This is a genomic window from Jeotgalibacillus sp. ET6 (assembly GCF_029667115.1).
Classification (GTDB): domain Bacteria; phylum Bacillota; class Bacilli; order Bacillales; family Jeotgalibacillaceae; genus Jeotgalibacillus.
This window is the reverse complement of sequence record NZ_JARUIU010000007.1, coordinates 64,744-88,149: the sequence shown is the minus strand read 5'-3', so window position 1 is coordinate 88,149 and position 23,406 is coordinate 64,744. Positions and strand designations below refer to the sequence as shown.

22 protein-coding genes and 1 pseudogene are annotated in these 23,406 nt (G+C 41.1%); 10 read left to right on the top strand and 13 right to left on the bottom strand.

All coding sequences use genetic code 11. From position 1 onward, the window contains the following. Positions 1-424 precede the first annotated feature (424 nt). A pseudogene (locus tag P6709_RS15655) lies at positions 425-649 on the top strand (JAB domain-containing protein); the annotation flags it as partial. Positions 650-680: 31 nt separating this feature from the next. Here P6709_RS15655 and P6709_RS15650 read toward each other — a convergent pair. Together P6709_RS15650 and P6709_RS15645 are read right to left on the bottom strand one after the other, a co-directional pair. Continuing rightward, on the bottom strand, positions 681-1,229 hold the full coding sequence (locus tag P6709_RS15650; protein ID WP_278241880.1) for a GNAT family N-acetyltransferase: 549 nt from the start codon (positions 1,227-1,229) through the stop codon (positions 681-683). A gap of 31 nt (positions 1,230-1,260) precedes the next feature. Next, positions 1,261-2,004, bottom strand: coding sequence for a phosphotransferase family protein (locus P6709_RS15645; RefSeq protein WP_278241879.1), 744 nt, complete (start codon positions 2,002-2,004; stop codon positions 1,261-1,263). A gap of 259 nt (positions 2,005-2,263) precedes the next feature. On the opposite strand from P6709_RS15645, the gene P6709_RS15640 reads away from it, so the two are divergent. From P6709_RS15640 to P6709_RS20560, 3 genes are all read left to right on the top strand, one after another. Then, on the top strand, positions 2,264-3,679 hold the full coding sequence (locus P6709_RS15640; RefSeq protein WP_278241878.1) for a hypothetical protein: 1,416 nt from the start codon (positions 2,264-2,266) through the stop codon (positions 3,677-3,679). Positions 3,680-3,866: 187 nt separating this feature from the next. Further along, on the top strand, positions 3,867-4,637 hold the full coding sequence (locus P6709_RS15635) for a metal-binding protein ZinT (RefSeq protein WP_278241877.1): 771 nt from the start codon (positions 3,867-3,869) through the stop codon (positions 4,635-4,637). Positions 4,638-5,034: 397 nt separating this feature from the next. Further along, complete coding sequence (locus tag P6709_RS20560) at positions 5,035-5,676, top strand: CPBP family intramembrane glutamic endopeptidase (RefSeq protein ID WP_442905349.1); 642 nt, start codon at positions 5,035-5,037, stop codon at positions 5,674-5,676. Between the two features lie 283 nt (positions 5,677-5,959). On the opposite strand, the gene P6709_RS15630 is transcribed toward P6709_RS20560, so the two are convergent. From P6709_RS15630 to P6709_RS15615, 4 genes are all read right to left on the bottom strand, one after another. Continuing rightward, positions 5,960-7,351, bottom strand: a complete 1,392-nt coding sequence (locus P6709_RS15630) for a sugar porter family MFS transporter (protein ID WP_278241876.1) — start codon at positions 7,349-7,351, stop codon at positions 5,960-5,962. Between the two features lie 185 nt (positions 7,352-7,536). After that, on the bottom strand, positions 7,537-8,955 hold the full coding sequence (gene araA, locus P6709_RS15625; protein WP_278241875.1) for an L-arabinose isomerase: 1,419 nt from the start codon (positions 8,953-8,955) through the stop codon (positions 7,537-7,539). Positions 8,956-8,979: 24 nt separating this feature from the next. Then, positions 8,980-9,678, bottom strand: coding sequence for an L-ribulose-5-phosphate 4-epimerase (locus P6709_RS15620; RefSeq protein ID WP_278241874.1), 699 nt, complete (start codon positions 9,676-9,678; stop codon positions 8,980-8,982). Further along, positions 9,672-11,300 carry a xylulokinase gene (locus P6709_RS15615; protein WP_278241873.1) on the bottom strand — a complete coding sequence of 543 codons (1,629 nt, stop codon included), beginning with the start codon at positions 11,298-11,300 and terminating at the stop codon, positions 9,672-9,674. The genes P6709_RS15620 and P6709_RS15615 overlap by 7 nt, the downstream gene beginning before the upstream one ends. A 214-nt stretch (positions 11,301-11,514) precedes the next feature. Between P6709_RS15615 and P6709_RS15610 the strand changes: the two genes are divergently transcribed. Continuing rightward, on the top strand, positions 11,515-12,600 hold the full coding sequence (locus P6709_RS15610; RefSeq protein ID WP_278241872.1) for a GntR family transcriptional regulator: 1,086 nt from the start codon (positions 11,515-11,517) through the stop codon (positions 12,598-12,600). A 75-nt stretch (positions 12,601-12,675) separates the two neighbouring features. Here P6709_RS15610 and P6709_RS15605 read toward each other — a convergent pair whose 3' ends face one another. The 5 genes from P6709_RS15605 to P6709_RS15585 form a co-directional block, all read right to left on the bottom strand. Beyond that, positions 12,676-13,296 (bottom strand): YdhK family protein, encoded by a 621-nt coding sequence (locus P6709_RS15605; RefSeq protein WP_278241871.1) that lies wholly within the window; start codon positions 13,294-13,296, stop codon positions 12,676-12,678. A 200-nt stretch (positions 13,297-13,496) separates the two neighbouring features. Then, complete coding sequence (locus tag P6709_RS15600) at positions 13,497-14,393, bottom strand: sensor histidine kinase (protein WP_278241870.1); 897 nt, start codon at positions 14,391-14,393, stop codon at positions 13,497-13,499. 21 nt (positions 14,394-14,414) lie between these two features. Further along, positions 14,415-15,164, bottom strand: a complete 750-nt coding sequence (locus P6709_RS15595; protein ID WP_278241869.1) for an ABC transporter permease — start codon at positions 15,162-15,164, stop codon at positions 14,415-14,417. Beyond that, positions 15,133-16,080 (bottom strand): ABC transporter ATP-binding protein, encoded by a 948-nt coding sequence (locus P6709_RS15590; RefSeq protein WP_278241868.1) that lies wholly within the window; start codon positions 16,078-16,080, stop codon positions 15,133-15,135. The genes P6709_RS15595 and P6709_RS15590 overlap by 32 nt, the downstream gene beginning before the upstream one ends. A gap of 81 nt (positions 16,081-16,161) precedes the next feature. Further along, entirely contained in the window at positions 16,162-16,848 is a 687-nt protein-coding gene (locus tag P6709_RS15585) for a response regulator transcription factor (protein WP_278241867.1), read from the bottom strand. Positions 16,849-17,190: 342 nt separating this feature from the next. Between P6709_RS15585 and P6709_RS15580 the strand changes: the two genes are divergently transcribed. The 5 genes from P6709_RS15580 to P6709_RS15560 all read left to right on the top strand — a co-directional run bounded on the left by P6709_RS15580 (position 17,191) and on the right by P6709_RS15560 (position 21,205). After that, a complete protein-coding gene (locus P6709_RS15580) occupies positions 17,191-18,159 on the top strand; it encodes a LytTR family transcriptional regulator DNA-binding domain-containing protein (RefSeq protein WP_278241866.1) in 969 nt (322 codons plus the stop codon). Positions 18,160-18,342: 183 nt separating this feature from the next. Then, complete coding sequence (locus tag P6709_RS15575) at positions 18,343-19,194, top strand: ABC transporter ATP-binding protein (protein WP_278241865.1); 852 nt, start codon at positions 18,343-18,345, stop codon at positions 19,192-19,194. Further along, entirely contained in the window at positions 19,191-19,940 is a 750-nt protein-coding gene (locus P6709_RS15570; protein ID WP_278241864.1) for an ABC transporter permease, read from the top strand. Before P6709_RS15575 ends, P6709_RS15570 begins: the two co-directional genes overlap by 4 nt. A gap of 24 nt (positions 19,941-19,964) precedes the next feature. Further along, positions 19,965-20,153, top strand: a complete 189-nt coding sequence (locus tag P6709_RS15565) for a DUF6440 family protein (RefSeq protein ID WP_278241863.1) — start codon at positions 19,965-19,967, stop codon at positions 20,151-20,153. Positions 20,154-20,410: 257 nt separating this feature from the next. Next, positions 20,411-21,205, top strand: coding sequence for a hypothetical protein (locus P6709_RS15560; RefSeq protein WP_278241862.1), 795 nt, complete (start codon positions 20,411-20,413; stop codon positions 21,203-21,205). A 100-nt stretch (positions 21,206-21,305) separates the two neighbouring features. On the opposite strand, the gene P6709_RS15555 is transcribed toward P6709_RS15560, so the two are convergent. After that, the gene (locus tag P6709_RS15555; protein ID WP_278241861.1) at positions 21,306-22,379 is read right to left on the bottom strand and encodes a PQQ-dependent sugar dehydrogenase; all 1,074 of its coding nucleotides are present in this window, start codon (positions 22,377-22,379) and stop codon (positions 21,306-21,308) included. Positions 22,380-22,449: 70 nt separating this feature from the next. Then, complete coding sequence (locus P6709_RS15550) at positions 22,450-23,199, bottom strand: RQC-minor-1 family DNA-binding protein (RefSeq protein WP_278241860.1); 750 nt, start codon at positions 23,197-23,199, stop codon at positions 22,450-22,452. Positions 23,200-23,406: the final 207 nt, after the last annotated feature.

Genomic DNA, 23,406 nt, shown 5'->3' with positions numbered 1-23,406 from the left:
AGTCTTCAAAGATACTTCTCCATTTACTGTATAAGACACTGTAACAAACGTACAGCCAGTATTAATAACACAAGCAATCCTTCGTTAGATTCTCGTTTTCCGGTACCTTACACTTACCAATTGGTTTAGGCGTTTATTATTCCGAATAACCAATCAAATCCCTGTTGTTCGAGTTAAACCTTACCTCTTAAACTAAATAGTATTGATCTCATTTGGTTTAAAACTATTCTTACAACATCCAATCCTTTTCAGCTACTTTCAGGGTAAAGGTTTATTTAAGGTTGATCATGATAGCAATCAGCTGGCGGCAGTGCTACGGCTGAATCAAAAAATAAAGAATCTTTTTGTTCATCCATACGCATCGCTTCAACACTAAACAGCCCGATAAACACGGTCCGTACGGCTGTCACCTACGGGCCGAAGGGTTCATCGTCGTCATGCAGGTACATTAAATGCTAGTATCGTTCATCCTCGTGATGTGTTTAAAACCGTGATTTTGAATAATTCGGCTTCAATTATTGTCAGCCATCAGCATCCGAGCGGTGATGTTAGTCCAAGTAAAGAAGATATCGATATAACCAGACGCTTAGCTGAAGCCGGGAAAATACTCGGTATTGAACTTCTTGATCATTTGATTGTTAGTTATCGAGGGAATCAAAACGTATCGATCCTCTCAATCATTAATAAGCCTCCTTTAAATCCGTTCTTAAAAGCGAAAACACCACCGCATCGTGGGACTGATTGTTTTGATAAAGGTACCCTCTCAGCCGTCCTTCTTCTGTAAATCCTGCTTTTTTCAAAAGCTTGATAGACGGTTTATTCTGAGGGTAGGTGACAGCACCCATTCGGAATAAATTCAGATGATCAAATGAATAGCGCAGCACTGCCTCCACGGCTTCACTCGTAATCCCTTTCCCCCAGAGCGAGGGCTTCAACTCGTAGCCAATCTCCGCACACTTTGAAGGCAGATTCAGATTGTTCAGTCCGACCGTACCGGAAAATTCAGCTGTTTCCTTGAGCACTATCCCCCATCTGATGCCTCTTTTACTCTCATATGTTCGTTGCATAGAAGCGATAATATTCTCAGCTTGTTCCAGCCTTTTCAGTGAATCCATGCCATAATACTTTGTTAGATCATCATTAGACATAATTTCAAAATAGCTTTGTGCATGATCTTCTTTTATTTGGACAAGTCTCAGACGACTTGTTTCTAATTCTGGAAATGTCATTTATTTTATCCCTTCTTGCTAATGATTTGAACTAGGAGTTGTTCTGGATCAACTTCAACAGCCGCTCTGAATCTTCCGTTGAAACATGTTCAGCTAATCTGGCTGCAGCAATAATTGGCGCCCATTGCATAATTTCCGACTTTAATAGACCGCTCTTTTCACAGTAAATCGTTATATACAGCTCCGCTAATTCAGTTGAAAAAGGCATATATAATAGATAGGTTCGACAGACGTCTGCGCGAATATCCCCTGAACTCGAATCAACCCAGTCAATGACCGTAATCTTTTGATCCCTCTGAATTAAGTTAAATAAATGAAAGTCACCATGACAAAGCCTGCTTTCATAGGAGAAGGAATTTAGTTTTTTTAACAATTGTTCCTTTATTCTTTGATCTAATTTCTGCACGGACTCAATCTGCCTTTGCAGCTTATCAAACATCGTTTCAATTTTATCCGGGATGACACTGTGAATCTTGAGCTGTGCATCCACTGAAATCGTCAAGTAATCATGAATAGCTTCTCTGTTTTGTAAAAACATCTCCCCTAATGAAACTCCCTCTACGTATTCCATGATGATGGCTTGTTTTCCATTTATAGTGGTAACCTCTAATACTTCAGGTACAGGAAGCCCACATGAAAAGGCATATCTTTGTTTAGTGGCTTCCTTTTCAGACTCTGTATCAGGCAAAAAATCGTTAAACACTTTTATGATCTTATTTTTAGAGAGATAGATCTCCGCAGTGTTGCCTCTTGCGATTGGTTGTCCTAAATCCATGAAATCACCTCCCTATTCTGGTTTTTTAAATGGGTCTTTCCTTTTATCACTTTAGTCATTTATAAGATACCTCTTTTCTTTATCATATTTTATTCTATAAACTATGTTCAAATCCTTGTTTATTCTCGTGTAAAAGGCATCTTGTTTTTAAATTAATCTGGATAAGAATAACACTACCCTAGAATCACCTAATGCGTTCTTTCCTCTTTGCTGTGATACCATAGATCGTGAATCATAATTTAAGATGGGAGTATCCAGAATGAATCAATTCGCTAAACGGGGATATACCCTATTAATCAGTTTGTACGTGATCATGCATTTTATCGTTTCGTTTATACAGGATGAATCACTAGTGACGATCTTGTCGTTGCTGGGTTTAGCCGCTTTTATAATCGGGTATTTTTTCCTGCCGGTGAAGCAGGCCTCCATCTCTCTTTTACTTTTTGGTATTGCAATAATCATACATTTATCAGCTGATACCTCTCTCGTTCAATCAGGCGTTTCAGGATTTACTGTCATGAGCGGTCTGATTGCGCTGCTGCTGATTGTCCCCTCTATCAGCTGGGTGCTTGAAGAAAAACCTTATATAGAATCGGTGATCCATTTTGCACAAAAGCTTTTGAATACAAGCCGTAAATTTTATTTTGGCATGCTCATGATTACCCAAATCATCTCCTACTTTTTATTGTTTGGAGCGATTCCAATGGTGTACGGGATGGTAAACGGATTTCTAAGCGATCAAAAGGGTGAAGCATGGGAAAACTATAAAGGAACGGCCTTACTTCGTGCCTTTGCCTTAACCACTATGTGGGTTGTAAGTATTCCAAGCTTTATTTTTGCCGTTGATGCACTTGGTGCTTCATTAAGTTTATCGATTCTGCAGGGCTTTTTTCTCTCTTTTGCAGGAGTGCTGCTAGCTGTACTCTTTTCCTATTTTCAAGAACGGCATTACGGTGTGGATCTGACGGAAGGAATTCAGGAACAGCTTGCAAAAATCTCAAAAAACACGTTCTCTGAAACGCAGGGAAAACGGAATGTAATTGAGTTTATTTTTCTCTTTATTACTCTGTTTGGATCTATTTTTCTGTTAAATGCGATCTGGGATGCCAGTTTATTATTGATCATTCCTATCGTCATCACAGCCTGGGTCACGATCTATTTTTTCATCACTAGAAAAAGCATCAGGATTATAGAAAATGGGAAGCACTATTTGAAAAAGGGCATTCCCAACAAGGCACAGCAATTTTCTATCTTGCTGGCAGCTGGGTTTTTGATTGATGCGGTGAATCAGTCAGGGTATGGTGAGTTTATCGTGGATGGTCTATTTTACGTCACAGAGGCCGTTCCATTTTTAAACTTCCTTTGGATCTTGCCTTTCGTTGTCATCATCTTAGGGTTTATTGGACTTGGGCCTCTGACTGTGATCGTTTTGGTGTCAGGTATTTTACAGGGTGTTGAAGTGCCTTACCCACCCGAGCTTATTGTTCTAGGGATCACCTCCGGAAGTGTGATTTCCATCATGCTCTCCCCGCTTATTTTACCGACCATTGTGTTGAGTGCTGTAAACCGGCTGAGTATTGTGAAGAACAGTCTGATGTTTAACTACAAGTACGCGATAGCGTTTTATGTGATGACACAGGTATACATGCAGGTTTTTGTGCTGCTCTTCTTATAGAATTAATGAGTCTGAAACTAATGTGTTTCAGGCTTTTTTTACTTCTAATTAGGCTGATTGTTACTCAAATCACCTTCTACTTTTAAAAATGATCTTACGTGCAAACCCTAAAAAGGAATGATTACTATTTACAAATCGTAATGATTACGATATATTGTGTTATGTAAAATATGAGGAGGAGATACATATGAGCAAAAAATGGATGACTACATTTGCGTTACTTACTGCCTTAACTCTGGCGGCCTGTGGAGAAGAAAATACGGCTACAAATGAGGAGGAAAACGGCTCCGCTGCAGAAGAGGTTGAGGAACAGGAACATAATCACGAGGAAGAGCATGATCATGACCATGAAGAAGAGCACGATCATGAACATGACGAGGAGCACGACCATGGCCATGATCATGAAGTAGATGAAGAAGCACAGAAAATCTATGACGGCTATTTTGAAGACGACCAAATTCAAGACCGTGAGCTGTCTGATTGGGAAGGCGACTGGCAATCTGTTTATCCATATTTAGAAGACGGAACGTTAGACGAAGTGTTTGCCCACAAAGCAGAAGAAGGCGACATGACGGCTGAAGAATACAAGGAATACTACAAGGTAGGATATGAAACAGATGTTGATCGTATTGTGATCGAAGATGATACGTTTACCTTCACTGAAAACGGAGAAAAATCTTCCGGAAGCTACACCTATGACGGCTATGAAGTGCTGGAATATGAAGCCGGCAACCGCGGCGTACGATACATTTTCAAACTGGATGAAGAACAGGAAGGATCCATGCCTGCCTATATTCAGTTCAGTGACCACGGAATCGAACCGACCGATGCAGACCACTACCACTTATATTGGGGAGATGACCGAGAAGCGCTGCTGGATGAAGTCACCAACTGGCCGACCTATTACTTCTCAGACCTAAGCGGTGAGGAAATTGCTGAAGAAATGATGGGGCATTAAGCAAACATCTGACCAAATACTATACGAATGAGAGCTTGGGACAAAAGTGTCTCAAGCTCTTTGACCGGTTCGGCTGCGCTTCAGGTGGACGCTTTCCGCAGGGACGGCGCTGAGCCTTTTCAGGGCCTTGCCCTGTAAAGTCTCAGCTTGCCGTCATATCCTGCTGGAGTCGCCACCTTCCGCTCCGCTCACCTATTACTAGTAATAAATATATCCTCTTTTTTAAAACTTTTTTGGGTTTTGTCCCAAGCTCTTTTTGACTGACTCACTATGCTACAGAGGACGCCTTCCACTCCCTTCACCTCATACTATTATTAGATACTCTAACATTTTTATTCTGCTAGTATACTGCGTGTGGTAAAATTCAAATATAATAATTTACCATATTAGTGAATTGATGTTAAGTAAATTTTGTATGGAGGTTACGAAAATAAAACTTACACTATTTATTTATATAGGACTGCTTATAACTACAGGTTACCTTATTAACAGCTTTTTTCAATTTAGTCCAAATTTTAATGAGTATAGAGGTGAGATATGGTTCCTTGCATTTATATCTTTTACACTCGGCTTTAAAGATGTAAGAGAAATCATAAAGCCCTTGCTGAACGTAAAATTCATTTACAAACCATCAGCCTATCTATATATAATCATTTCATTAGTAATACCTTATTTACTTCTACTTATATGTGTCCATTATGAAATCTTATTAGATGAATCATTTATTTTTAATTATAAATATGGACAATGGCCGACAGCAGGGTGGAGCGTCTACTTAAGATCAGGCATTCTTACTCCTATATGGGAAGAATTCTTCTTTCGTGGTTTTTTATTGTTTTTTCTGATAAAATACACTAAGCCATTTCTGGCAATTAGCACAACTTCCATTTTGTTTGCATTGTTTCATCCACAGTTCTGGATCATCACACTTGCTGCAGGTGTACTTTTCTCTATAACAGCGTACAAAACGAACTCATTAATTCCCTCGTTACTTTCACATTCTCTTTGGAATTTATTTATGACGAGTTTATTTCTTTAAAAATACTACTTCATAAACGCTACTTTACCTTCTACTTTAGATTTACTTTACAACTTAAAACCTATGCCAATCTTCTAATTACCCTGAGGAAGCAAGAACGGTTAATTTACACCTAAAGACGTATAAGGACGTATTTGGAAAATACCAATTACCTAAAAAGAAATGGATTGATGAACTGGCGAAACGAACGATTGCATCTAAGAAAAATGTGACAACCTTTATAAAATACTAATGAAACCAGAATTGAAAAAGCCCGGCCCAATCGCCTGACTTTTCCCACCATCTATCCTTCCCTTGCTATTTGCTTTCCACTTTTCTTTGGCTTCCACAGCTCCCCTATTTCTTCGAGAGATTTGTTTTTCGTTTCAGGAACGATGGTCATGACAAAGGTGAAGCAAATGACATTGATGACGGCAAACATCCAAAAGGTGAATGCCCCGCCCATATTGTTAATCAGGACTGGTGTAAACTGTCCGATTGCCCAATTGGCGCCCCATAGAAACATCGTTGCGATCCCGACTGCTTTTGCACGCAGGTGGTTCGGAAAAATTTCCGGGATCATAATCCATGGAATGGGTCCCATGGAAACGCAAAATGCGGCAGTAAATCCTGCGATAAAAATGATAAGCAGCGGTCCGCTATTGGCCGGCTCAAAGTAGAATACACTCCCAATCAACACCATAAAAATGGCCATGAGGCTGGAGCCAATTGCCATCAGCTTCTTTCTTCCCAGCTTATCAATAAGTAATAGGGCTACGATGGTGAAGACTACCTGCACACTTCCAATAATGCTTGTTGCGAGAAATTCGGTATTGTTTTCAAAGCCGACACTCCTGAAAATATCCGGCCCATAATATGTTACAGCGTTCATTCCGATTACCTGGTTGAACAGAGCAAGGAAAATCCCTACACCGAGTGCCATACGAAGTCCTGGCTTTAATAGTTCCTTGGCTGAGTAGCTTTGCTCAACATCCAGGGAAGCTTTAATTTCTTTTGATTCTTTTTTCGCGATCGTTTCTCCGTTAATTCGTTTAAGAATTTGAAAGGCCTCTGAGTCCCTCCCTTTTTTTATCAAGTACCTCGGACTTTCCGGAATGAAGAATAACAGGATTAAAAAAATGATTCCCGGTATGGTTCCATAACCGAGCATCCAGCGCCACCCTTCTTCGAGCCCCCATGCATAGCTGCCGCTGTTGGCCACACCATAGTTGATATAAAAAGTGGCACAAATCCCAAAGATCGTGAATAGCTGATAAAGTGATCCAAGTCTCCCACGGATAGCCGGCGGCGCACATTCACTGATGTAGGTAACGGACAGTGCAGAAGCAAAACCGATTCCGAACCCGCCGATGATTCTGGCCCAGACCAGCATGGTTACACCTGTCGCAAAGGCTGAACCAAGCGCTGAAATTATGAACAGGACCGCTGCTACAATCATAATATTTTTTCGGCCAAAGCGTTCACTTAAGAAACCGGAAGCCGCAACTCCAAGGACTCCCCCAATCATGACACAGGAGATGACCCACCCTTCCATTGCGGGGCTTAAATCATATAGCTCCTGTAAATAACCAATCGCTCCAGAAATAACTGCTGTATCAAAGCCATATAAAAGTCCAGCCATACCAGCCGATACTGCGATGACAATAACATACCAGGTTGAATGTTTTTCTAACATGTGTATCCTCCTTGTCTGCAAGCACAAGATGCATATAATGAGCCAGGAACGCGTTGCACCGTTTATAAACAGCCGCCGCTTCTTGGTAATAGTCAATTTTATACAAGCACAATCTTTTTAAGTGAGCCGAATCCATCGAAGATATAGACGGTTCGGCTCCTCATAGTAATTAGCATCCTGCAGCCTTACTTGATAATGACGTATTCGAGGTCAACGAGTTTTGCATACGCAACAATTTGATCAGTGGTCAGGTTAAGCGATACGACAGTATGATGACCGCCGCCATTTTCGATCCAGGCCTTCACTCCATCGTGAAAATTCGGTTTAACTTCCCACAGCACACGTGCCACCGGCAGTTTCGGTGCTTCTACGGTCGGTTCAAACGCTGAAACCTCGTTAATCAACAGCTTGAAGTGCGTGCCAAAGTCAGCCATCGACACGACTACACCGTCTCCTGCTTTGCCGTCAAATACTAAGCGGGCAGGGTCTTCCCGGTCACCGATTCCTAAAGGCGAAACAACGATGGCTGGTTTATTGCTTGCAAGCGTCGGGTCCACTTCAAGCATATGAGACTGCAGAATAGATTCCTGCCCCGAAGCCAGCTCATACGTATAGTCCTCCATAAATCCGGTTGATTGGTTATGGCTCATGACCTTAAGCAGACGGTCAAGGGCTGCTGTTTTCCAGTCCCCTTCCCCCGCAAATCCGTACCCCTGAGCCATTAAGCGCTGAACCGCAAGTCCCGGAAGCTGCTTCATCTCATGCAGTGTTTCAAAGTTCGAGGTGAAAGCAGTATAGCCGCCTTCGTCAAGGAAACGCTTGATTGCAATTTCATAGCTTGCCTGCACCTTTACGCTCGCTGTCCAGTCTTCTTTGCTGTAGGACCCGTAATCAAATGCATAAAGTTCTTCATATTCTTTAAAAAGAGCGTCTATTTCTTCCTCTGAAACTTCGTTTACATACTGAACCAGGTCGGCAATGCCATAGTAGTCGACCGTCCATCCAAATTGAATTTGCGCTTCAATTTTATCTCCCTCAGTTACTCCAACATGGCGCATATTATCTCCGAAGCGGGCAACTTTGATGTTGAAACTCTCATTGTATGCTGCCGCAACATCCATCCAGTCTGCCATCTGTTTTTGAACCTCCGGCCGTTCCCAGTAGCCCACTACAACCTTATTATTTTTATTTAATCGGGCATTAATAAATCCATACTCACGATCGCCATGAGCCGATTGATTCAGATTCATAAAATCCATATCAATGGATTGCCACGGAATGCTTTCATTGAATTGAGTCGCTAAATGCAGCAGTGGTTTTTGTAATAATTTCGTGCCGCGGATCCACATTTTTGAAGGAGAGAACGTATGCATCCAGGTGATGACCCCCGCTACTTCATCCCGGTAGTTCACTTCTTTCATCATGCTTGTAATCTTATCTGCACTGACTGCCAAATCCTGCAGCACAATCCTGTAAGGCAAGACACCGCTTTCATTTAATGCATCTGTCATCGACTGGGCATTGGCTTTAACCTTAGCCAGTGCTTCTTCTCCGTAAAGCTGCTGTGAGCCTACAACAAACCAAAACTCTTTTTTCTGTGTCATGTAGTAATCTCCTTTTTCATCGTTTTATGATTTTTGTCCATAATAAGCATTCTCGCCGTGCTTTCTTAAGTAATGCTTATCTAAAATCCGCTGCGGCAGCTCTTTGGCGAAATGATTTAATTCACGTGCAAATAAATTCATTTTTGATACTTCTTCCAGCACTACACTATTCATGACGGCGGATGCTACGTCTTTTCCCCATGTAAATGGAGCGTGTCCCTGAAGCAGGACGCCTGGTATAGCTAAAACATCCAGCCCTCTTTGCTTGAAGGTTTCGATAATGACATGACCTGTTTCTGTTTCATATCCGCGGTCAATTTCTTCCTGCGTTAAAAAACGGGCACATGGGACATCCCCGTAAAAAGTATCGGCATGGGTAGTGCCCATAGCGGGTACATCAAGACCTGCCTGAGCCCAGATTGTCGCCCAGGTGGAGTGGGTGTGTGCGATGCCCCCAATTTCTTGATAATGCTTATACAAAACTGCGTGAGTGGGGGTGTCTGAGGAAGGATTAAGCTTTCCTTCTACAACTTGGCCATCTAAATCCACGACCACCATATCGCTTGCTTTCATTTCGTCATACTGCACCCCGCTTGGCTTGATCACAAATAACCCACTTTCACGGTCAATGGCGCTTGCATTTCCCCATGTGTATTTCACAAGTCCCTGCTTCGGCAATTCAAGGTTTGCCTGGAATACCTCTTCTTTCAGCTGCTCTAGCAATTCAATCCCTCCCGTTCAGACAGACTGTTAATGGCAGCCCGTTCAATCGATAGCCCTTCTGTATATCGCTTGATAAATGCTTCAAAGCCTTCAACATCCGTTTGATCAGGATGAATTTCCTGTACCTCAGCACTTGAGAATACTTTTTCATCCAGAAACTCTTCTAAACTTTCATTCTCTTCTTTTTCCTTCATATAGTTAGCGAGAATAGCCATTCCCCAGGCTCCACCTTCTCCAGCGGTTGGCATAACGGAAACGGGAACATTCATCGCAGCAGCCAGTATTTTTTGAACGACTACAGGCGTTTTAAATAACCCGCCATGACCGACAAGATGGTCAATGGAGACATTTTCCTCTTTCGTCATAATGTCCACGCCTAATTTTAAGGCGCCAAAGGCTGTAAAAAGATGGACTCGCATAAAGTTCGCTAACGTGAATTGACTCTGCGGCGAGCGGACAAACAGCGGACGGCCTGCTTCAACACCTGTAATGTTTTCACCAGAGTAATAGCCGTAGCTGAGCAATCCACCCCCATCAGGATCTCCTTCAAGTGCCTTGTTCATCAGCACCGTAAACAACTGATCCTTCTCTGCTTTTTGTCCCATCGATTCGTAAAACTCGTGAAACAAGCCGATCCAGGCATTGAGGTCACTTGAACAATTATTGGCATGAACCATCCCAACAGGACTGCCGCTTGGTGTAGTTACCAGGTCAATTTGCGGATATACCTTTGAAAGCTCCTTCTCCAGCACAATCATGGCAAAAACAGAAGTTCCGACAGAGACATTTCCCGTCCTTTTTCTCACGCTGTTTGTAGCAACCATCCCAGTTCCCGCATCACCCTCCGGAGGACAGAACGGAATTCCAGGCTGCAGACTTCCTGAGCTATCCAGCAGTTTTGCACCGGCGTCAGTTAGCTCCCCTGCCTGATTGCCAGATTGATAGACAGAGGGCAATACATCCTTCAGTTTCCACGGATAGCCTTGGCTTCCGATCAGCTCATCAAACGCTTGAACCATCGTTTCATTGTAGGTATGAGTAGTTTCATCGATAGGAAACATTCCTGAAGCGTCTCCTATGCCGATCACCTTTTGTCCTGTCAGCAGCCTGTGAATAAACCCGGCTAATGTGGTGATGTAATCCACTTTCTCTACATGTTTTTCCTGAGCGAGAATGGCCTGATATAGATGGGCAATACTCCATCGTTCCGGGATATTAAATTTAAAATATTCCGTTAATTTTTTCGCCGCAGAAGTTGTCGTCCCATTTCGCCATGTTCGAAATGGAACTAGCAGCTCACCATTTTTGTCAAAAGCCAAGTAGCCATGCATCATAGCTGAAATGCCAATCGATCCGATTTTACGAATGGTAACGCCATACTTGCGTTCCACTTCCTGCTTTAAATCCCGATATGCTTCCTGTAGACCTGTTAATATGTCTTCTAAGTTGTACGTCCAAAAACCATTCTCCAGGCGATTTTCCCACTCATGACTACCAGAGGCGATTGTATTAAATTGATCATCCATCAATATTGCTTTAATCCTTGTAGATCCAAGTTCTACTCCGAGTGATGTCTCCCCATTTGCAATGCTCTGTTTTATTTCTGATTGTACTCTACTCACTTTTTCACCTCTTTTGATAGCGTTTTCAACAATTCCAGTATAATTTCTGTACGTACTATTTGTCAATTAAACATAAAATGTACATACAAATAATCCGTAGATAGCTGACTTTAGAGTACAGCTTTTCAACCAATTGAAGCTGCGCTATACTATGAACATCAGATAACTGACTCCATTAAGCATTTAATCGAACTCGGAAAGTAGTGATTTCTCAATGAAGCCAAAGTATCAGACATTGTTTGAGGATATAAAAAGCAAGATTCTTTCAGGGGATTATGCAGCAGGAGAAAAAATTCCCACTGAATCTGCTTTGCAGGAATTATACGGTGTCAGCCGTCACACTGTTCGAAAAGCCATTTTGGAGCTTTCCAACGATGGATTTTTAAGAAGTGAAAAAGGCTCAGGGACCTACGTCAGCAGCCAATATTTATCAAAATCCCGTGACAATGCCCATAATAAAATTATCGGAGTCATTACTACCTACATTTCCGATTACATTTTCCCCTCGATTATCCGGGGAATTGAAGAACGTTTAAAAGAGGACAATTATTCGCTTCTGTTAGTCAGTACGAATAACGATGTTGATCAGGAAAAAAAAGCGCTTGAAATGATGCTGTCATTCGGTGTGGACGGCCTGATCGTCGAACCGACAAAAAGCAATCTGTACAATCCCAATATTGCCTACTACTTATCGTTCAAGGCACAGGACGTTCCGCTCATCATGATTAATGCGCATTATGAAGAATTAGATGTTCCGTTTCTCCGTCTGGATGATGTGCAATCAAGCTATCTCGCCACGAAGGAATTAATCTCTAACGGCCATACAAATATCGGGCTTATCTCAAAGATGGATGATTTACAGGGGAAATATCGAATGAAGGGCTATATTAAAGCACTTGGCGAGGCAAAGTTGAAGTTCCAGCCAGAGCATGTTCTTTCCTTTAAAACAGAGACAAAGCTCGACCTATACAGCAATTTAAAGCAATTTTTAACCCAAAATCAAGACATGCTTACGGCGATCGTTTGCTACAATGACGAGGTCGGACTGGAATTGATCAATGTATGCAATCAGCTGGGAATCACTGTTCCCGGACAATTATCCGTTATTGGTCAGGATAATTCGTATATCGCAAAAAATGCCAATATCAAACTTTCCACTCTCACTCACCCTCAGGAAAAAATGGGGCGGGATGCTGCTGAGTGGATTATAAAAAAATTGCAAGGAACGAAAGATCTGCCGAATGAAACGTATTATCAGCCTGTGATTATTGAAGGGGAAACGATCAAAACAATCAAATAAATATACCTAATTGTTTCAATCAAATCTTCATGCGCAAAAAAACCGGCAGTCATGTGTTGACTGCCGGTTCTCGGTTTAATTAGCCGATAATTCTTTTTCAAGAAGCCACTTGTAGTTAAGAGCTGTATCTTCGCTTTCAGTCAGGGAAAAATCCACCATATAAACAGTGGCATCTTCCTCTATCGCTTCAATGACAGCATTTGCCTCATACATACCTTCTATTCGCTCTGTACTGAGTTCAACTTCTTCTCCTTCAGCGTAAGAGCCTTCATTAGATCCTCCACGGATTTCTTCGTCGATTACCCATTGATAATTCTCTACTCGTTCACTGCTGTCTGACCGGTCATACGATACACTATAAGCATTTGTATCAAACGCACTGACAATGGTTCCTTCGGCGCCTTCCATACCTGCAATATGCGAGGCATTAATTGTTACAGTATCCCCTTCTCCATATGCAGGATCCTCAGCACCCTCAAGTCCTTCCGGAATCTCTCCATCTCCAGAGAGCTCAATGCCTTCAAAACTTTCGTTAGGCTGTGGATTGGCCGTTCCATCTTCACCTGTTTCAACAATTTCATCTCCGCCTTCTGATGCCTCATCTCCTGAATTCTCTTCAGGATCACTGCAGCCGCCTGCAACAAGGACTGTGCTAAGAGCAACAGAAGCCGTTAAAAATTTATAATTCCGTTTCATTTGATCACCTTCCGTAAATCTGGTTATTAATTGTTTACCCATTTGAGCTTATCTAAATCAGATTTAGCACATTTGGTATAGCTGACAGGTATAGGCATCAAAATAATAGAAATTCTTTCAATCGTAAAATTAATCCCTCGGGCTAATAAATACATGAGTAGTTTTTTCTCATTTCATTGCAATCATGGCAGTAAAAAACGCTAGATTTCCCACTCACATATGATTGTTAGGTAATTCTCCCTTAACTCTGCACGAATCGTTCCATTTATTTTCCCCATTAAACTTTTGGCAATGGGCAGACCCAGACCGGTTCCTTTTCCCGTTCTCGTTTGATCTGCTTTGAAAAAACGGTTAAACATTTGCTTTACATCCTGTTCACTTAAGTTGTCTGCAGAGTTTGATATTTTCAACTGCACCACTGAATTCATTTTCCGCAGATCAATGGTAATATCTCCTGTGGAATATCTGATGGCGTTAACGATTAAATTTTCTAAAATTCTTATGAATGCAGAAGAATCCGTCCTCATATAAATCTCATCTTCAGATATGTGAATATTCGGCTCTATGCGGTTGTTGGTAAATTCCCCATAGAAACTGAACAATGTATCCATAACTACATCATTTAGCCGAATCGTTTCCATCTTTAACGGAAAATCATCTTGTTCGATGATGGATAACTCAAAAAAATCCTCAAGTAAAACCTTCAATCGTGCTGTACTATTTTTTATTGTTGACAGATATTCTTTCTTTAACTCTGAACTAATTTCATCTGATTCCAAGAGTTGAATATAGCCTACTATTGATGTCATCGGGGTGCGGATGTCATGAGAAATATGTGAGATCGCTTGTTTCAGCTCATATTCAGTTGAACGCTTCGTCGCTTCCGCCTGTTTCGTTAAGTCAATCTGCCCATTAATCTCCATTGCGAGTTCCTCAAAATCCCTATCAAAAAAGGAAACATCCAATTTTTTTTGGGTTTGATTTTGGTTCACCTGATGAAGCTGCCGAGCCGTGTTTTTTATTTCTTTTTTGAGCAGATACAGGCGAGTGAGCAGATAGATAAACCCTATGATCGCACCAATCAATAAATAGAGCATCCGAGCTCACCGACCTTTCGTTTACTTAATTTCTTTTCGCATAAAAATAGAAACGCCTATTCCCCAAAGAAGCACGAACGTTAAAACGGGAATTCCATAAAGGAATAGTTTATCCGTGCTGCTTACCTCATTCACAATACTGATATCGTAAATTAATTTGAAAACAGAATGAGAAAGAACCGGTTCAAACGAAGGGACTTTAACTGCTAATAATTGCAAGGGCCAATCCACAAACACAAAAAACATCAACAGAAATCCTATCGTTTTTCCGCTGTCAGTAAACAAGATAGAAAAAACGGCCATAATCGAGGCAAAAGCTGCAGCATATAAAAGGATTAATCCGATGGTTTGGAAATAGTAGGACCATTCAGGCATACTTTCGAAGCCGAAATAAACAGCACTCGTCCCTGTCATAATGATCGGCAATATAAGCGATAACAAAATGGCTCCAAGTGAAAACACAAAAAGTTTAGCAGAATAAATGCTAATTCTGTTATTACCAGAAGAAACCATGCTTTTCATGGTGCCCATAGAGTATTCGCTTGTAATAAAAAATCCGGCGAGAATACTTGGTATAAGCTTTAGTATGTTTGCATGCGGACCGAGGATGCTTTCGACGTAGTAGTCTTTTACAGCAGGAAGTCCGGGAGCACCATTATCGAATTCCACAAGAGGAGCCAGCACGGCAGCAATCAACAGCATCCAGGTCAAAAATCGGAATGAGCGATCCTTTGTTAATTTATACCATTCCGCTTTCAATAGCCTGCCCATGCTTTTCACCTCCTATGCGATTAGTAAAATACGTTTCCAAATCTTCTCCCATCGGCATAAATTGTTCAATAACCAGCCCTTCATCCGTTAAAATCCTGGACACTTTTCCAGGAGAATCTACTGAAACAAACAATTTAATGATTCCATCAGGCATGACTTCATACTCACGTGTTGACAACTGACTTTCAATTATCGTTGCAGCCTTTTCCGGATGATCCACTTTTATATGCAGGTACTGCTGACATTTCCCCTGCAGTTCTTTTGCAGATAACTGCTCAATCAGCTTCCCCTTATGAATAATGCCATAATGAGTGGCCAGTAAATGCAGTTCGCTTAAAATATGGCTTGAAATCAAGATCGTGATTTCATATTCCCGGTTCAGCTTCTTTAGTAATTCCCGTATTTCAACCACACCCATTGGATCCAGCCCATTGATTGGCTCATCAAGAATCAGAAATTCAGGATCCCCTAATAAGGCTATGGCAAGTCCGAGACGCTGCTTCATTCCTAAAGAAAAATTCTTCGCTTTCTTTTTTCCTGTATTCTGCAAACCCACCATTTTAAGTGTTTTTTCAATACACTCTTTCCCTGGTATTCCTTTTAACAAACGATGGGCTTCGAGATTTTCAACAGCCGTCATTTGCGGATATAAAGCAGGACCTTCAATGATGGTGCCAATCCTTTTTCTTGCTTCAATGATTTCTCCTTCATGAACTTTTCCAAATAATTCATACGATCCTTGGGATGGAGAAGCAAGACCAGTTATTACACGAATCAATGTTGATTTCCCGGCGCCATTTTGTCCTATAAATCCATAGATAGAGCCCTTTTTTATACGCAGACTCACTTTGTCGAGCGCCATAGTATGTTGATATTTTTTTGACAGCCCGTTCGTTCGTAATACATATTCATCCATTGCGATTCCCTCCTTAAGCAAGATAATGTAACAATAAGCAGGGAACCTTAAAAAACTCTTAAGTAAATGCTTAAGAAACCCTTAAGTTTTCAGCTTGTAGCCCATCCCCCAGACGGTTTCAATATATTCTTCCTGCTGATTAGCCCTGGATAATTTACTTCTAATATTACTTAAATGAACATTAATGATATTATCGTCACCATGAAAGGTTTCGTGCCAGACACTTTCAAATAAATTAGCCTTAGAAAAAACCTTATTTGGCGAGGACATCATCAAATGCAGGATATCATATTCCCGGGCTGTTAATTTAATTTCTATTCCACTCACTTCTACACTCTTAGCCTCCTTATTCATCACGATATCTTTATGTTCAAGTTTTGAAACAGTCGTGTTGGATCTGCCTCGTCTTCTGAGACAAGAATCGATCCTTGCAGACACCTCTTCGATATCAAAAGGTTTTGTAATATAGTCATCAGCCCCGCACCTTAAAGCATTAACTTTTGATCGTGTTTCAAGCTTTGCAGAAATAATAATGACTGGAGCATCACTCTGCTTTGTCACTTTTTCTAAAAGTTCTTCGCCTGTCAAACCAGGGAGCATTAAATCAAGCAACACCATATCCCAATCCTGGTTGTCCAGATAGACCATCGCTTCAGTGCCTGAAAAAGCGGGCTTAGGAAAATAACCGCCTTTAGCTGCGATATCACAAAGCAGTCGATTAATATCTGCATCATCTTCCACAACAAGAATATGAACCTTATTATCCAATTTACTCAACCTCGCATTTAAGAATGTATTTCATGATCTTTTTCTGTCGGAAGACCTTTTACCCTGGATAGGAGAATCACTTCTCCTATTCATACTTTTCATTTTACTTTACTATTAGACAATGAAGTAAGCTGCAATTCATATTAAATCTATCGCCGGATCTACGGCGGTACTATCATTCCATATGGTTGTATTGTAAACAACTGACGAATTCCTACAACACAAATCAAAGCGTAGCCCTTTTCTTTTAAGACCTATACAACCATAATGTATGACATGAACAACTCCATATCACAACGAAAGCGAGTGTTTACGGTGCCCTTAGTTACGTTAGAGAATGTTATGAAGCAAGAAGACAATACCACCGTTTTAAAAAACATCAATTTAATGATAGAAGAACAATCTCAAATTGGCATTAAGATGACCAACGAAGAAAGCTTCGTTTTCTTCAAACTGCTCACTGGCGAATTGACTCCTTCGAGCGGACAAATTAACAGTGAAACAAACGGGATCCTGATGGAATTTACGGAGGATGGTTTATATGACAATTTGTCTGTTTTCAGCTACTTGGACATTTTCAAGAAAATTGCTTACTTTAAACATCCTTTGAAGGAATTTAGTGCCATTTTTTCGTTATCCGATGTGTGGGATACAAAGATCAAGCATTTATCATTTGATCAAAAGAAAAGGGTCAGTTTATTTCGAATGTCCTTATTTTCCCCAAAGCTTTTATTGATTCAAAGTCCCTTAAGCCATTCTACTGTTGAGGGCATCGAGCTATATAAAAAAGCACTGGAATACCTGCAGTCTCAAAATGTCGCCATTTTATTTACCTCTCATTTTCTTGAAGAGCTCGTATTAGTGAGTAACGAGATTTATCGATACAACCGGAATACCGGTTTAGAAAAAACAGATCTTATCAATGAAAGCAAAACCGAGTCTTCAGAACTAAACGATACAGATAGTAAACCGTCGAGCGTATATAAAGTATCCAGTAAGATGGCTGATAAAACCATCTTCTTCAGCCCGGACGAAATTGATTTTATTGAAAGTGTCAACAGCGTAAGCACGATCCGTATTGGTGAAGAATATTTCCCTACAGCTTTGACAATGAATGAATTGGAAGAAAAGCTTACCCGATTCGGATTCTTCAGATGCCACAGATCCTACTTAGTGAATTTACAGCGGGTGTCCGAATTAGTGAGCTACTCGAAAAATTCTTATACATTAATTCTTCGGGGCAGCAATAAGGTAAACTTGCCGATTTCCAGAAATCGTTTGGAAGCAATGAGAGCATTAATTGAATTTTAGGGTACAGTTGAGGGTGAAATGGGTTAATTTCAGCCTCTTTTTGCTACAATTGACGGTTTGAGCATGACGATTCAGTTTGGTTTTACGACTTTTCCGTCCCTTTCCTATAAAGTTTTTAGCAGATGGAGAAGCAGCCAAGAAACATTCTTACTCCATTATGCAGCGAAAAAAGGAGAGACAAAAATGGGAAAAAGAGTGATCCAGGTTGAACGTTTATCTAAAAAATTTAAGGATCAAGTGGCCTTAAAAGAGATTTCTTTTTCTGTTCATGAAGGAGAAATTTTTGGATTCTTAGGTCCTTCAGGGTCAGGTAAAACCACCACTATTAAAATTCTGACCGGGCAGCTTGCTCAATCATCAGGTCATGCTTTTGTATTGGATCAGGCAGTGGAACAGATTAATGAAAGTATTTACGAGCAAATTGGAATTGTGACGGATAACAGCGGATTATATGACAGGCTGACGGTCTATCATAATTTAACCGCCTTCGCCAGGCTGTCGAATGTGGAGACCAGTCGGATTGAGGTTCTGCTGAAAAGAGTGGGGTTATTTGAGCATAGGAACAAAATCGCCAAAAATTTATCCAAGGGCATGAAGCAGCGTTTGATTCTATCGAGAGCCATGCTCCATCAGCCAAAGGTTCTTTTCTTAGATGAACCAACGAGCGGTCTTGACCCAGTTACAATGGAGGCCATCCACGCACTGCTGGTGGAATTAAAAGAAAATGGAACGGCGATTTTTCTCACTACTCATAATATGGAAGAAGCAACAAAGCTTTGCGATCGTGTAGCGCTATTGAATGATGGGTTAATTGTCGAGCATGATTCACCTAAAGCGTTAACGCTTAAATATAACCAGGATAAACGGTATCGGATTCTATTGAAGAATGAAAAAGAAGTGCTGCTGCCTCACACGTACGATTCCATTCAGAAAATTAATGAATGGCTGACTGCTGACGAGCTTTTAACCATCCATTCATGTGAGCCCAATTTAGAAAAAGTATTTTTAGAAGTGACCGGGAGGGAATTAATATGAGTCTATCCTATAGAAAAATAAATGCCGTTCTTCAATTGAAGCTTCGTTTAATGCTGAGCAATTTGAGTGTTCTGTTTCCCCCGATCTTTTCCATCGTGTTTGTAATCGCTATGGGGAATCTGATACCTGACGTAGATGCCGGCGATGCGGGCGCACCGTTTTCCACAAGTGGTTTTTTATTGAGCTTTGGACTGATCTTCAATATTGCCATTGCCGGCATCACGATGAGCAGCTCTCCTATAGCGGAAGAAAAAGAAAAGCATACATTGAGAGTGCTTATGACCTCGTCTGTTAAAGGCGCAGAATATTTTATTGGCAGCATGATTCCAATATTGTTCATCTTAGTCCTGACCAATCTTTTGTTAATACCGGCGAGCGGAGTGTCTTTTGCGGATATACCTGTCCCTACTTATCTCGCTATAACAACTTTGTGCAGCTTAATCAGTATTTTGATTGGCTACATTATTGGTGTATATGCGAAAAACCAGGCGCAGGCCTCACTGATGAGTACGCCAATTCTACTAATGCTTACATCGACCCCTGTCCTGAAGGCATTTGACGAAAACCTTGCACGATTTTTAGATTATTCCTACGGCGGCGTCCTATCCAATCTGTCTGATTCACTGGCCGCAGGGAACGGATACGAGTGGAACCTGACCGATGCCAGTGTTCTTTTCGTCTGGCTTGCAGCTGCCTTGGTAATCTTTATATATATCTATAAGAAAAATGGGCTGGATAACGGCTAATAAAAAGAATAGGAGTGAGGACGAATGTTTGGTAGTAAAAAAGAAAAAAGATTTGAGGAAATTTCAGTTCAGCATTATCAATATGGGTTAATTATGCTTTTGGTTGATACTGAAACCGGCGTAAACTATATGCATGCCTGGACGCCGCAGGGGATTTCTCTTACACCTCTGTTAGATGAAAATGGTGAAGTGGTGGTAAAGAACATAGAGTAGGATCGCTAACCAAAACATGGTATTAACCACGATACTAAGCGGCTGGGACAAATCTGTTCCGGCTTTTTTCAAATTGTACATAATCAAGCGCTAAAGAAAAGCATTATTTTCACAATCTTCCACTATTCGGTTTACCATCTTCCACAATGAGGTATAAAGTCTTTTGAAGACTGGATAAATATGCTTATTTATTCGCTGTCAGGCAGTGTCTTCAGTCATAGTAATTGATTTAAGTATGCCTAGGAAGGAGAAATACCATGGTTATTATTGCAGCAGTCATCATCGTCTTTGTGATTCCTTACATCTGGATGGCCTGGTCTGGCATCGATGTAAAAAATGGAAAGCGCGAGAAGATGGAGTGGAAGAAGCCAGCCATCACTTTCCTCATCATTTCGGGAATTAGTTTAGCAATTAATTTTTATTATTATCAAATGTACCATCTTAATTTCTTTCCCAACCTCTTTGAAAGCATGGTTACCCTAATTGTTACCGGGGCGTTTTTAGTTGTTTTTATCATAGTCAATATTTTGGCAGGCATTGTTTATAAAAACGCGCCTAAGTCGTTTCACAATCCGAAAGTTATGTGGATCTTTACAGCGGTTTTTTGCCTGACCGTCCTTTTCTTCGGTTCCTGGGTATTCCCTTTTGGACAAAAGAGCTCCTATGTAGTCAAAGTTGAAGCTGCGATGCAGGAGCTGTCAGAAACGGAAGAAGATACAGAAGTGTCCGTTCTTTTTTTAAGCTCTGAACAAAACTGCATCAGGCGCAGAACCTCGGGTTGTGTAAGCGAGGAATATCAAAATGTTTTCTTTGTTAAAAACAATCTGGATGAAGAAAAAGAGGTGCAGGTGCGCATCCGTGCACTAGACTTTAATCAAAATGAACTAAAAGTAGTAGATTCAAAGATTATGACTCTTGGCGCAGAAGAACTGAGAATGGTGGAGACGGAGGAGACATCGGATAAAACCAGTATTTGGAACAGCTCCACGTTTGAGACAGAACAACGGACGCAATTCTATGAATATCAGTTCCGGTTTCGGGAACCAGAGTGAGAGGCTGGAACATCTTTGTATCAGCCTCCCTTTAGATATTCACACTAGAGCCAAGGGCTATTTGATTTCATACTTGCTTCCAATCATTCCAGTCATTAGATTAAGAAAGCGGAATTTCATAAAGCATGTCATCCTGATCTTGCGGATTTCCTCGCCCATCTGTGTTGTTGCTGATAAAATAAAGGGAATCCCCTTCAATGAACACATCCCGAATTCTGCCAAGATCCGATACGAAATCCCTTTGTTCATTTGTTTCAAGGTCAAATTCCAGCACGGCAGTTCCTCTTAAAGCGGCAACGTATAATTTCCCCTCGTAATAAGCAGCTCCAGATGGCGCCCAGGTGGATTCATCTCCGGAAGTAAAAAGCGGTGAGACCATTCCATCCTGTTCTTCATCCCCTTCAATCACAGGCCAGCCATAATTCTGACCAGGTTCAATTAGGTTGATTTCATCATTTGCATTGTTTCCATGCTCACTAGCATACATTGTTCCATCCTCTGACCAGGCAATGCCCTGAGGATTTCGGTGGCCATAGCTGTAGACATAGGAATCAGAGATTGGATTGTCCTCCGGGATCGATCCGTCGAGGTTTAATCTTAAAATTTTCCCGCCAAGAGAATCGACATCCTGTGCAATCTCACCGACAGAAGCATCTCCTGTTGTCGCGTACAGCTTATCATCCTCTCCCATTTTAAGCCTTCCTCCATGATGGTATGTTCCGCTCGGAATTTCATCAAGAAGAACTTCCTCTTCCAACCATTCATCTCCGTTTAACTGCAGCAGCACAATCCGGTTAAACTGGTCAGCCCCTTTTTCATACGTATAATAGGCATAGGCAAGATTTGATTCAGCAAAGTCAGGTGCCAGAACGAACCCAAGCAGCCCTGCCTCCGAGGCTGTGGATACTTCTTCTTCCAGGTCTACACGCTGCCGTTCGGTCTGTCCTTCTTCTATTTTCACGATGCTTCCTTCTCTTTCCGTTACATAAAAGACATCATCCAGCTTCTCAATGGACCATGGAGCCTCCAAATTTTCAGCGACCACTTCCAAATCGGATGATGCTTCGTTCGTTTGTGAATCGTTCATTCCGTTCGAAGAATCCTGTGGTTCGTTTTCAGAACATCCTGCTATGAAGATCATAGAGACAAGTGAGGTGAATAATACCTTTTTCAATTCAATCTCCCCTCTCCTCATTTTTATAATAGAACTGTTATTTATGTTTAATAATTGAGAATCAAACCGTTTACCTCCATATCGGATTCTTTCGGCACTTCTTGCACCTATTCGGAAACGACAATCCTTTCTGCTTAAAGAACTGCTGCTCTCCCACTGAGAATGTAAACCGCTTCAGACATCCCATGCACTTAATCTTAAGGTCAACTGGATCTTCCACCTCGAGCGCTTCATTGATAGCTTCCTCTCTTGCCTTAACGACTGAGGGATCGATTGGTTCGTTATGATTAATAGCTTCAATCGCTATGCGAATTTCCTGCTTCATTTTTTTATAATCAATTTTTTCCCATAGTTCCAAATAAGGAATGAAAGCTTTCTCTCGAGACTCTTTTATCTTTTCAATCAGCAGTAAAATCATTTCCCTGTTTCGGTCCTTTAAATAACTCATATCCGGATTTTGATATCCGTCCCTGATCCATTTCCGCCATTCCTCCAGCAGCTCGTCTGTGTACTGGTCCATATGAATCTGCCAGCCTCTAGGGGAAAAAACAACTAAGGGCAGCTTTCTATCGTACCTGATTTCAAGAAACTCATGATCGATCATCCAATCGATTTTAAGCAAAATATCATCGATTTTCCAAGTCTTATAGAATCCGTAAACAGGACACTGATCGAGCTTCAGTTCCATCACTTTTTTCTCTTTTGAACCCTTTAATATTTTTGCAAGAAGGGTTCTTCCCCCCTGAAGAATGATCTCGTCCGCCGCTCTCAATATGACTTTAATTTCATCAGCAGTTAATTGATTTGCTGCAGTATTCAATGGCAATTCCTCCTCTAGATCCGGGTCATTTATGTTATTTAAAAGATAACATTAAAAGGGGCTGGAGAAAATGTATATCTTTCTGAGTATGGTACTTGACCTCTTATAGACTACAGTTGTAATATTAGATTACAAACGTAGTCTATTACGTTAAATCTATCGGAAAGAAGGTAATGATGTGAGAAAAAGATTCTCAACTAATAATCG

Coding starts and splice junctions, on each gene's coding strand:
- P6709_RS15650 (WP_278241880.1), bottom strand. CDS start 1,229: ATGACATTTCCAGAATTAGAAACAAGTCGTCTGAGACTTGTCCAAATA.
- P6709_RS15645 (WP_278241879.1), bottom strand. CDS start 2,004: ATGGATTTAGGACAACCAATCGCAAGAGGCAACACTGCGGAGATCTAT.
- P6709_RS15640 (WP_278241878.1), top strand. CDS start 2,264: ATGAATCAATTCGCTAAACGGGGATATACCCTATTAATCAGTTTGTAC.
- P6709_RS15635 (WP_278241877.1), top strand. CDS start 3,867: ATGAGCAAAAAATGGATGACTACATTTGCGTTACTTACTGCCTTAACT.
- P6709_RS20560 (WP_442905349.1), top strand. CDS start 5,035: ATGTTAAGTAAATTTTGTATGGAGGTTACGAAAATAAAACTTACACTA.
- P6709_RS15630 (WP_278241876.1), bottom strand. CDS start 7,351: ATGTTAGAAAAACATTCAACCTGGTATGTTATTGTCATCGCAGTATCG.
- araA (WP_278241875.1), bottom strand. CDS start 8,955: ATGACACAGAAAAAAGAGTTTTGGTTTGTTGTAGGCTCACAGCAGCTT.
- P6709_RS15610 (WP_278241872.1), top strand. CDS start 11,515: ATGAAGCCAAAGTATCAGACATTGTTTGAGGATATAAAAAGCAAGATT.
- P6709_RS15605 (WP_278241871.1), bottom strand. CDS start 13,296: ATGAAACGGAATTATAAATTTTTAACGGCTTCTGTTGCTCTTAGCACA.
- P6709_RS15600 (WP_278241870.1), bottom strand. CDS start 14,393: ATGCTCTATTTATTGATTGGTGCGATCATAGGGTTTATCTATCTGCTC.
- P6709_RS15595 (WP_278241869.1), bottom strand. CDS start 15,164: ATGGGCAGGCTATTGAAAGCGGAATGGTATAAATTAACAAAGGATCGC.
- P6709_RS15590 (WP_278241868.1), bottom strand. CDS start 16,080: ATGGATGAATATGTATTACGAACGAACGGGCTGTCAAAAAAATATCAA.
- P6709_RS15580 (WP_278241866.1), top strand. CDS start 17,191: ATGAAGCAAGAAGACAATACCACCGTTTTAAAAAACATCAATTTAATG.
- P6709_RS15575 (WP_278241865.1), top strand. CDS start 18,343: ATGGGAAAAAGAGTGATCCAGGTTGAACGTTTATCTAAAAAATTTAAG.
- P6709_RS15570 (WP_278241864.1), top strand. CDS start 19,191: ATGAGTCTATCCTATAGAAAAATAAATGCCGTTCTTCAATTGAAGCTT.
- P6709_RS15565 (WP_278241863.1), top strand. CDS start 19,965: ATGTTTGGTAGTAAAAAAGAAAAAAGATTTGAGGAAATTTCAGTTCAG.
- P6709_RS15560 (WP_278241862.1), top strand. CDS start 20,411: ATGGTTATTATTGCAGCAGTCATCATCGTCTTTGTGATTCCTTACATC.